General features: G+C 69.6%; 8 protein-coding genes. 3 read left to right on the top strand and 5 right to left on the bottom strand.

Annotated features, from left to right (window positions below):
* Positions 1-441 precede the first annotated feature (441 nt).
* From Q0480_RS07890 to Q0480_RS07880, 3 genes are all read left to right on the top strand, one after another.
* Positions 442-1,758 carry an amidohydrolase gene (locus tag Q0480_RS07890; RefSeq protein WP_299131875.1) on the top strand — a complete coding sequence of 439 codons (1,317 nt, stop codon included), beginning with the start codon at positions 442-444 and terminating at the stop codon, positions 1,756-1,758.
* Positions 1,755-2,564 (top strand): purine-nucleoside phosphorylase, encoded by an 810-nt coding sequence (locus Q0480_RS07885; RefSeq protein WP_299131874.1) that lies wholly within the window; start codon positions 1,755-1,757, stop codon positions 2,562-2,564. The genes Q0480_RS07890 and Q0480_RS07885 overlap by 4 nt, the downstream gene beginning before the upstream one ends.
* 229 nt (positions 2,565-2,793) lie before the next feature.
* Complete coding sequence (locus tag Q0480_RS07880) at positions 2,794-3,003, top strand: hypothetical protein (RefSeq protein ID WP_299131873.1); 210 nt, start codon at positions 2,794-2,796, stop codon at positions 3,001-3,003.
* A gap of 82 nt (positions 3,004-3,085) precedes the next feature.
* On the opposite strand, the gene hslU is transcribed toward Q0480_RS07880, so the two are convergent.
* The 5 genes from hslU to Q0480_RS07855 all read right to left on the bottom strand — a co-directional run bounded on the left by hslU (position 3,086) and on the right by Q0480_RS07855 (position 9,470).
* Positions 3,086-4,390, bottom strand: a complete 1,305-nt coding sequence (gene hslU / locus Q0480_RS07875; protein ID WP_299131872.1) for an ATP-dependent protease ATPase subunit HslU — start codon at positions 4,388-4,390, stop codon at positions 3,086-3,088.
* The gene (gene hslV, locus Q0480_RS07870) at positions 4,387-4,947 is read right to left on the bottom strand and encodes an ATP-dependent protease subunit HslV (protein ID WP_299131870.1); all 561 of its coding nucleotides are present in this window, start codon (positions 4,945-4,947) and stop codon (positions 4,387-4,389) included. The genes hslU and hslV overlap by 4 nt, the downstream gene beginning before the upstream one ends.
* Positions 4,948-5,090: 143 nt before the next feature.
* A complete protein-coding gene (locus tag Q0480_RS07865) occupies positions 5,091-6,032 on the bottom strand; it encodes a 1-phosphofructokinase family hexose kinase (protein ID WP_299131868.1) in 942 nt (313 codons plus the stop codon).
* Positions 6,033-6,237: 205 nt separating this feature from the next.
* The gene (gene infB / locus Q0480_RS07860; RefSeq protein WP_299131867.1) at positions 6,238-8,769 is read right to left on the bottom strand and encodes a translation initiation factor IF-2; all 2,532 of its coding nucleotides are present in this window, start codon (positions 8,767-8,769) and stop codon (positions 6,238-6,240) included.
* Positions 8,770-8,774: 5 nt separating this feature from the next.
* Complete coding sequence (locus Q0480_RS07855) at positions 8,775-9,470, bottom strand: RNA-binding protein (RefSeq protein WP_366940831.1); 696 nt, start codon at positions 9,468-9,470, stop codon at positions 8,775-8,777.
* Between the last annotated feature and the right edge of the window lie 6 nt (positions 9,471-9,476).

Below are 9,476 nucleotides of genomic sequence, written 5' to 3'. Positions count from 1 at the left end.
CCCTACACGACGCTCTTCCGATCTGGTCGACGTAGTTCTCCGGGCGGAAGCGCGGGGTGCAGAGGCAGTGGAACTCGAGCGGGGCGGGGCCGGTGGCGGTGATGCGCTGGGGGGTGTCGGCGGGGATGAGGACGCGGTCGCCGGGGGCGACGGGGGCGGATTGGCCGGCGATCTCGACGATGCCGGTGTCGGCGAGGATGAGGTAGCGCTCGACGGTGCCGAGGAGATGGTGCAGGCGCGTCGTCACCCCGGGCGCGACGCGGGCCAGCGCCAGCGAGACCTCGGGACAGGCGGGATCGTTCATGAGCTCGGTAATGAAGCAGCGCTCCTCGGTGGGGAATTCCGCTGGGAACGGGCCGGGCAGCAGCCAGGCGGGTGGCGTCTTCGACATCGGTCAGCCTCCGGTTGACAGGCCCGGATCCGCGTGCAGGGATGCGGCCCATGACGGCCGACCTTATCATCACGAACGCGCTTGTCGTCACCGCCGACGCCGCCGGAACCGTGATCCGCGACGGGGCGGTCGCCGTCGCCGGCGGACGGATTTCGGCGCTGGGACCGAGCGCCGGGATTGTCGGGCAGGGCGGCGCGGCGCGGGTGATCGACGCGGGCGGCATGCTGCTGATGCCGGGCCTCGTCAATACCCATTGCCACGCGGCGGACAGCCTGTTCCGCGGGCTGGTCGAGGATTTGTCGCTGGAGCCCTGGCTCCGCGCGGTGTGGAAGGCCGAAGGCGCGATCCTGACGCCCGAGACCGTCCTGCTCGGCGCGGAGCTCGGCTTCGCCGAGCTGCTGCTCGGCGGGGTGACGACGGTGATGGACATGTTCTGGCATCCGCGCCGGACGGTCGCGGCCGCGCAGGCGGTCGGCATGCGTGTCTCGACCGGCGGGATCTTCTTCGATTTCCCCGGCGTCGATCATCTCGACCATGCCGGGCGGCTTGCCGAGGCGCGGACCTTCTTCGAGGAATTCGCCGGCGCCGAGGACGTGATTCCGGCGGCCCTCCCGCATGGCACCTATACCGTCGGGCCGGAGCATCTGGCGGATGCCAAGCGGCTGGCCGACGAATTCGGCGCGCTTTTCTGCACCCACGCGGCCGAGACCCAGGCCGAGCAGGCGGATATCGCCCGGCGCTACGGGCGGTCGGTGATCCGGCATCTCGACGCGCTGAACCTGCTCGACGCGCGGACGGTGCTCGCCCATTGCGTCTGGCTCGACGACGAGGAAATCGCGATCCTGGCGCGGACCGGGGCCACCGTGTCGCACAATCCGGTCTCGAACCTGAAGCTCGCCAGCGGGATCGCCCGGGTGCCGGACCTGCTGGCGGCCGGGGTCCGGGTGACGCTCGGCACCGACGGCGCGATCTCGGGCAACGATCTCGACCTCTGGATGGCGCTGCGGCTGGCGGCGACCCTGCACCGGGGCGCCACGCTGCGGGCGGACGCGGTCACCACCGCGCAGGCGCTGCGCATGGTGACGCTGGACGGGGCGGCGGCGCTGGGTGCCGCGGACCGGATCGGCTCGCTCGAGGTCGGCAAGTTCGCGGACATGATCCTTCTCGACCTCGCCCGGCCGCACGCCGTGCCAATGTTCGATCCCGCGACCCATATCGTTTTTTCCACCGCCAAGTCGGACGTACGGCATGTGTTCGTCGGCGGCGAGCAGGTGGTGCGGGATGGCGCGCTCCTCCGGCTCGACCTCGAAGCGACACTGGCCGAGGTCGCGGCGCTGGCGCCCCGCGTCGCGGCGAGCATCCAGTGACCAGCGTGGCGCGGGTGGAAGCGGCGCGGGCCTCGGTCGCGGCGCGGCTGGGCGATCCGGTGGAGATCGGGCTCATCCTCGGCTCCGGGCTCGGCGAGCTGGCCGAAGCCGTCGAGGACGCGGTGGCGGTGCCCTTCGGCGAAATCGCCGGAATGCCGGTCTCCACGGCGCCGGGGCATGCCGGGCGGCTGGTGGTCGGGCGCCTCCACGGCCGGCGGGTCGCGCTGGCGCAGGGGCGCCTTCATCTCTACGAGGGCTGGACGGCGGGAGAGATCGCGCTGCCGGTCTATCTTCTGCGCGCGCTCGGGGCGCGGCGCCTGATCGTGACCAACGCGGCCGGAGCGCTCAATGCCGACTTCGCGCCGGGCGAGGTGATGCTGATCGAGGATCACCTGAACCTGACCGGGGCCAATCCGCTGACCGGGCGGAACGACGCAGGCCTGGGGCCGAGGTTCCCGGACATGAGCCGCGCCTATGATACGGGACTTCGCGCCGCGGTCTGGGCGACCGGCCTCGTCGAGCGGCGCGGCATCTACGCCGGGATCGCGGGGCCGTCGCTCGAAACCTCGGCCGAACGGCGCTGGCTGCGCTCGACCGGAGCGGACGCGGTCGGAATGTCAACGGTGATCGAGGTAATCGCGGCGGTCCATGCCGGGCTCGCGGTGCTGGGTCTGTCGGCGATCACCAACGCGGCGACCGGCGGCCCGGACCAGGCGCCGGACACGATCGAGGAGGTGCTGGCGCAGGCGGCCGCCGCGGGCCGGCGAATCGAGGCGCTGCTAGCACGACTGCTGCCGGAATTGTAGCGCGGCGGGCGGATCGGGCGCTGGAGGGTCGGGTACGAGCGGGCCGAGCGTCCTTGTCCCGTAGTCACGGGGTAGTCACGACATGCTCCGCGAGATTAAATCAAAGGCAGCACAACCTGCGTTTGAGTCGTCTTCATATTTGTTGTTGAATAGGCATAGGCAAACAACATGGCCGGTGATTCTCGCGGTGAGTCCCGCGGCGAATTCGGTGGTCCAGGGAGACGATGAATTGCACCCCAGACTAGTCGCCTGCATGCTCGCTTCTGTCGCCGTCGGCGGTTGCTTCGCCGCGACCGCGCTGGCGTTCGGCCTCGGTCCGCTGGCGGCACTGGCCTGCTACAGCCTGTCGGGCTCGTCGTCCCTGGTTCTTTTCGCCACGCTCGCCGCTTCCTGGCCGTCCGGCGGGGCGCCGGTCCTCGCCGCGCCGGCCTGCGCCTGATCCGCCAAGGACCAGCTTCGCGTCGGACAGGCGCGAAAAGGCTGACAAATGTCCGCCCTGCGATTCCCGATCGAGTCCGTATTCAGAGCACGTAGCGGCTGACGTCGGTGGCGCGCGCGAGATCGCCGAGATATTTCTCGACGAAGGCCGCGTCGAGCACGACCTTGTCGCCGGCCCGGTCGGGCGCGGTGAAGCTCAGTTCCTCGAACACCCGTTCGAGCACGGTATAGAGCCGCCGGGCGCCGATATTCTCCACCGTCCGATTCACCTCCGCCGCGATATGGGCGAGCGCCTCGATCCCGTCCGCGGTGAAATCGACGGCGACCTGCTCGGTCGCCATCAGCGCGGTGTACTGCCGGGTAAGGGCATTGTCGGTTTCGGTCAGGATGCGCACGAAATCCTCCTCGGTCAGCGGCGAGAGCTCGACGCGGATCGGCAGCCGGCCCTGCAGCTCGGGCAGCAGGTCGGAGGGCTTGGCGATATGGAAAGCGCCGCTGGCGATGAAGAGCACATGGTCGGTCTTGACCGGTCCGTGCTTGGTCGAGACCGTGGTACCTTCGATCAGCGGCAGCAGGTCGCGCTGCACGCCCTCGCGGCTGACATCGGCGCCGCGGGTCTCGGCCCTCGCGCAGACCTTGTCGATCTCGTCGAGGAAGACGATGCCGTTCTGCTCCACCGCTTCGATCGCGTCGCGGGTGACGACCTCCTGGTCGAGCAGCTTGTCGGCCTCCTCGGTGATCAGGAGCGCGTAGGAGGCGGCGACGCTCATCCGCCGCCGGGTCTTGCGGCCGCCGAACGCCTTGCCGAACAGGTCGCCGAGATTGACACCGCCCATTCCGCCGGGCTGGCCGGGGATCTCCATCGTCGGGAAGGGGCTCGACGTGTCGGCCACCTCGAGCTCGATCTCCTTGTCGTCGAGTTGTCCATCGCGCAGCTTCTTGCGGAACATCTCGCGGGTCTGGTCGCGCGCGCCCTCACCGGCCAGGGCGTCGAGTACGCGGTTCTCGGCGGCGGCGTGGGCGGCGGCCTTGACCCGCTCGCGCATTTCGGCGCGGACCATGACGATGGCGGCATCGACGAGATCGCGGATGATCTGCTCGACGTCGCGGCCGACATAGCCGACTTCGGTGAACTTGGTCGCCTCGACCTTCAGGAACGGCGCCCGCGCCAGCTTGGCGAGGCGGCGCGAGATCTCGGTCTTGCCGACGCCGGTCGGGCCGATCATCAGGATGTTCTTCGGATAGACCTCCTCGCGGATGTCGTCGGGCAACTGCTTGCGGCGCCAGCGGTTGCGCAGGGCGACGGCGACGGCGCGCTTCGCCGCCGACTGGCCGATGATGAAACGGTCGAGCTCGGAGACGATCTCGCGGGGGGTCAGTTCGGTCATGCGTCGAGGGTCTCTACCGTGAGGTTGCCGTTGGTGTAGACGCAGATGTCGGCGGCGATCGCCATCGCCTTGCGGGCGATCGCCTCGGCGTCGAGATCCTGATCATAGAGCGCCCGGGCGGCGGCCAGCGCGTAGTTGCCGCCGGAACCTATGGCCGCGACATCATGCTCGGGCTCAAGCACATCCCCGGCGCCGGTGACCACGAAGAGGTCGCGGCCGTCGCTGACGATCAGCATCGCCTCCAGATTGCGCAGGTACTTGTCCGTGCGCCAGTCCTTGGCCAGTTCGACGGCGGCGCGCTGCAGCTGGCCGGGCGCGGCTTCGAGCTTCTTCTCCAGCCGCTCCAGCAGGGTGAAGGCGTCGGCGGTCGAGCCGGCGAAGCCGCAAAGCACGGGCTTGCCGCCCGGCGCTATGCGGCGAACCTTGCGCGCGGTGCCCTTGATCACGGTCTGGCCGAGGCTCACCTGCCCATCGCCGGCCACCACCACCTTGCCGTCCTTGCGGACGCCGACGATGGTCGTGCCGTGCCAGCCCGGAAATTCCTCGCGCCTGTCCATGCCATCTCCCCCGCTCGCGCGCTGATATATGGGCTCGCGAACCCGATGACTAGGGTCGGAACCCCAAGAGACTGTTTGAGAATTCGGCGGCGAAGAGCCGGAATGGGATTTTCGCGATCCCGGCGGGAGTTTTCAAACAGTCCCTAGGTGGCGCGCGAGCCGCGGACCAGTTCGGCATGCAGACGTTCGGCGTCGCCGCGGCGACAAAGTCCGGTGCCGGGATGCATCACCGTGGCGCTCCCCGCGGCCATGCCGAACAGGAAGGCATGGGCGACCGGGCGCTGTTCGGCGAGGGCGAGGGTCATGGCCCCGACGAAACTGTCGCCCGCGCCGGTCGCGCTCCTGACCGGAACGGGGGGCGGGCGGCGGATCAGGTTCGCCTCGCGGCTGGCGAGCACGGCGCCCTCGTGCCCGAGCGTGACCGCGACGATGGCGGCGCGGCCGCTCTCCACGACCTCGCGCGCCGCCTCCGCCACCTCGCCCGGGTCTTCCAGCGCGAGGCCGGTAAGGGCGCGGAACTCGCCGAGGCTCGGCTTGATGAGCGCGAGGCCGCCAGCGTCGAGCGTCGCGGCGAGCGCGGGGCCGGAACTGTCGAGCACCACCTGGGCGCCCCTGTCGATGGCACGGCGAGTCAGTGTGACGAAACAATCGTCGGGCAGACCGCGCGGCCGGCTGCCGCTGACCACCAACCAGTCGAAATCGAGCGTCTCGATCACCTCGAGGCAGGCGAGCCATTCGACGGGCGAGATCTCCGGCCCTTCCGGCACGAAGCGATATTCGTTCCCGGTCGCGCGCTCCAGCACGGCGAGGCTGATCCTTGTATGACCGGCGATCGGTACCCGCCGGGCCGGCAGGCCATGCTCGACCATCAGTTCGTCCAGCACGTCGCCGGTGGCGCCGCCGGCGAGATAGACCGCCAGCGCCGGGCCGCCGAGTTCCGCGATCACCCGGGCGACATTGACGCCGCCGCCGCCCGGATCATAGCGGTCGCCGGAGGTGCGGATCTTGTGGGTCGGCTGGACCCGTTCCGCCTCGCCGGCGCCGTCGATCGAGGGGTTGAGCGTCAGGGTGACGATTGGCTTCATGCGGCGGGCTTCATGCGGGCGGGCTCCCAGGTGAGTTCCGCTCCGTGGTATCATCCCGCGCCGCCCGGTCCAACGCGGCTGTGCGCGACGGATGGTATCAGGTTCCAGCCGGTGTCTCGGGGCTGGCTGACCGAGCCCACGCCCGGCCCGGAAACACGAGACGCCCGCCGCCTTGGCTCGCGGCGGGCGTCTGTTCGACGCGAGATCAGGCCAGCTGGCGGACGACCGATTCGGTCTCGAAGATTTCGATCACATCGTCCTCGCGGATGTCCTCGTAGTTCTCGAAGGCCATGCCGCATTCCTGGCCGGCGAGGACTTCCTTCACCTCGTCCTTGAACCGCTTCAGCGTCTTCAGCTTGCCTTCGTGGATCACCACGTTGTCGCGCAGCAGACGGACACCGGCGGCGCGGCGCGCCACGCCCTCGGTCACCACGCAGCCCGCGACCTTGCCGATGCCGGTGATCTTGAAGACCTCCTTGATCCGCGCATATCCGACGAACTTTTCCTTGATCTCGGGGCGCAGCAGGCCGGACGCGGCCTTCCGCACATCGTCCACCAGATCGTAGATGATGGAATAATAGCGGATCTCGACGCCCTTCTGGTTCGCCGACTCGCGCGCCGGGGCGTTGGCGCGGACGTTGAAACCGATGATCGGCGCGTTCGAGGCCTCGGCCAGCGTCACGTCGCTCTCGGTGATCGCGCCGACCCCGGAATGCAGGACGCGAACGCGGACCTCCTCGTTGCCGACCTTCTCCATCGCCTGGACGATGGCCTCGGCCGAACCCTGCACGTCGGATTTGACGACGATGGGCAACTCGCGCACGTCCTTGTCCGCCTTGGCCTTGGCCAGCAGCTGGTCGAGAGTGGTCGCCGAGCCGACGGCGGCGCGCTTGTCGCGGGTCACCCGCTCGCGGTAGCTCGCGATCTCGCGGGCCTTGGCCTCGTCATCGACCACGTTCAGGACATCGCCGGCCTCGGGCGTGCCGCTGAGGCCGAGCACCTCGACCGGCACCGAGGGACCGACTTCCTCGACCCGGTCGCCCTGGTCGTTGATCAGCGCGCGAACCTTGCCCCACTGCTCGCCCACGACGAAGATGTCGCCGCGCTTGAGCGTGCCCTTCTGCACCAGAACGGTGGCCACCGGGCCGCGACCAACGTCGAGCTTGGCCTCGATCACCGCGCCCTCGGCCTGACGGTCGGGGTTGGCCTGCAGGTCAAGCAGCTCGGCCTGCAGGCCAATCGCTTCGAGCAGCTTGTCGAGACCCTTGCCGGTCAGCGCCGAGACCTCGACGTCGAGCACGTCGCCGCTCATCTCCTCGACCACGACCTCGTGCTGCAGGAGCTGGGTGCGGACGCGGGTCGGATCGGCCCCGGGCTTGTCGACCTTGTTGATGGCGACGATCATCGGCACGCCGGCGGCCTTGGCGTGATTGATCGCCTCGATCGTCTGCGGCATCACGCTGTCGTCGGCGGCGACCACCAGCACCACGATATCCGTCACCTGCGCGCCGCGGGCGCGCATCGAGGTGAAGGCGGCGTGGCCCGGCGTGTCGAGGAAGGTCACCTTGGCGCCATCCGGCGTCGCCACCTGATAGGCGCCGATATGCTGGGTGATGCCGCCCGCCTCGCCAGAGACGACGTTGGTCTTGCGGATCGCGTCGAGCAGCGATGTCTTGCCATGGTCGACATGACCCATGATGGTCACGATCGGCGCGCGCGCCTTCAGGTTCGCCTCGTCATCCTCGGAGGCGAGAGTAATGACATCCTCCACGTCCGATTCCGAGACGCGCACGACCTTGTGGCCGAATTCCTCGACGATGAGGGTCGCGGTTTCCGGGTCGATCGCCTGGTTCTGCGTCGCCATGATGCCGTTCTGCATCAACGTCTTCACCACCGCGGCCACCCGCTCCGCCATGCGGTTGGCGAGCTCCTGCACGGTGATCGCGTCCGGAACATGCACCTCGCGCACGACCTTCTCGCGCTCGCCCGAATGGCTGGCCATGCGGCGCTTGTCGCGCTCCTGCCGGCGCTTCATCGCGGCGAGCGAGCGCTGACGCCCGTCCTCGTCGGTGGCGTTGGCAATGGTCAGCTTGCCGGAACGGCGGCGGTCGTCGTCGCCCTTGGCGCGGGTGGTCTTCTTCTCCTCGACCACCGCCTTGGCGGCCGGCTTCTTCGCCGTGATCGTGCGGCCGGCCTCGACCCGGGCAGCCTCGGCCTGGGCGGCGGCGGGGTCGATCGGCGCCTCGGACGCGCCGGGACGCGCCGGGGCCCTGGCCGGGCGCCCGGCGACGGCCTCGGCGGTCTTCGCCGCCTCGGCGGCCTGCTCCTCGGCCAGCGCGGCGGCGCGTTGTTCGTGAATCTCGCGTTCGCGCTGGGCGCGCTCGGCCGCGTCCTTTTCGGCGCGGAGGCGGTTCAGCTCGGCCTCGCGGGCGGCGGAGGCCTCGCGTTCGCGCTGGGCGCGCTGGGCCTCCTGCGCCTTCGCGGCCTCGACCGCCTTCAGGCGCCGCTCGAACTCGGCGTCCGACAGGTTCTGCGCGGCGGCGCCGCGCGGATTGGCGGCGGTGGCCGAACCGGTGCCGGGCTTGGGAACGACGACGCGCTTGCGCTTGTGCTCGACCGTGACCGACTTGGTCCGGCCATGGCTGAAGCTCTGGCGCACGTGGCTGGTCTCGGTCCCCGAGCCGCCCCGAACTCCGAGAGTCTTGCCCTTGCCGTCACTGTCCTTGGTATTCGTCATCCGATCTAGCCTTTCTCGCGGGAGCCTTCCCCCGCCCTACCGTTCCCGGCGTCCATTCCTGTGCCCGGCTCCACGCCCGAAGCACCCGGCGCCCGTTCCGGGCCCGTTTCGCCATGTGTCGTCCCCATGCCTGCCCTGAGTCCGCTCAGCCGCAGGGCATCGTCCCTTATCCGCTCACTCAGGCCGCCCGCCAGCACGGCTGCGTGTATCACATTATCCCGGCCGAATGCCAAACCCAATTCGTGCCCGAAAAGGCACGAAACAAGGGTGTTTTCACCCGGGGGCGGGCGAAGTTCCGCGCGTTCCCGCACCGAGCCGTCCGCCGCCTGCAACAGAAGCGTCGCCTGGCCACCGACCAGCGCCGCCTTGGTCTTCTCGAATCCTGTCACCGCCTCGCCCGCCTTGCGCGCAAGCGCGACGAGTTCGACGAGACGCCGGGTCAGAGCCGATTCGACCCGCTCGAACAGGTCGGGCGGCACCCTTACGCTCTGTTTCGCGGCCCGGGCGAAGAGATTCTTCGCCGCGGCCCGCCGCAGGGCCGACGCCTCCGCGCTGACCCAGATGCCGCGACCCGGCAGGCGGCCGGCGAGATCGGGCGTGATCTCGCTCTCGGGACCGACCACGAATCGGATGAGCCCGGTCCGCGGCTGGCTCTCGCGGGTTGCGACGCAGCGCCGTTCGGGCTCGTCCCGCGTCTTCACCCTTCC

It is taken from the genome of uncultured Amaricoccus sp. (assembly GCF_937891315.1).
Classification (GTDB): Bacteria; Pseudomonadota; Alphaproteobacteria; order Rhodobacterales; family Rhodobacteraceae; genus Amaricoccus.
The sequence above is the reverse complement of the archived record's forward strand: the minus strand, read 5'-3'. Positions and strand labels throughout refer to the sequence as shown.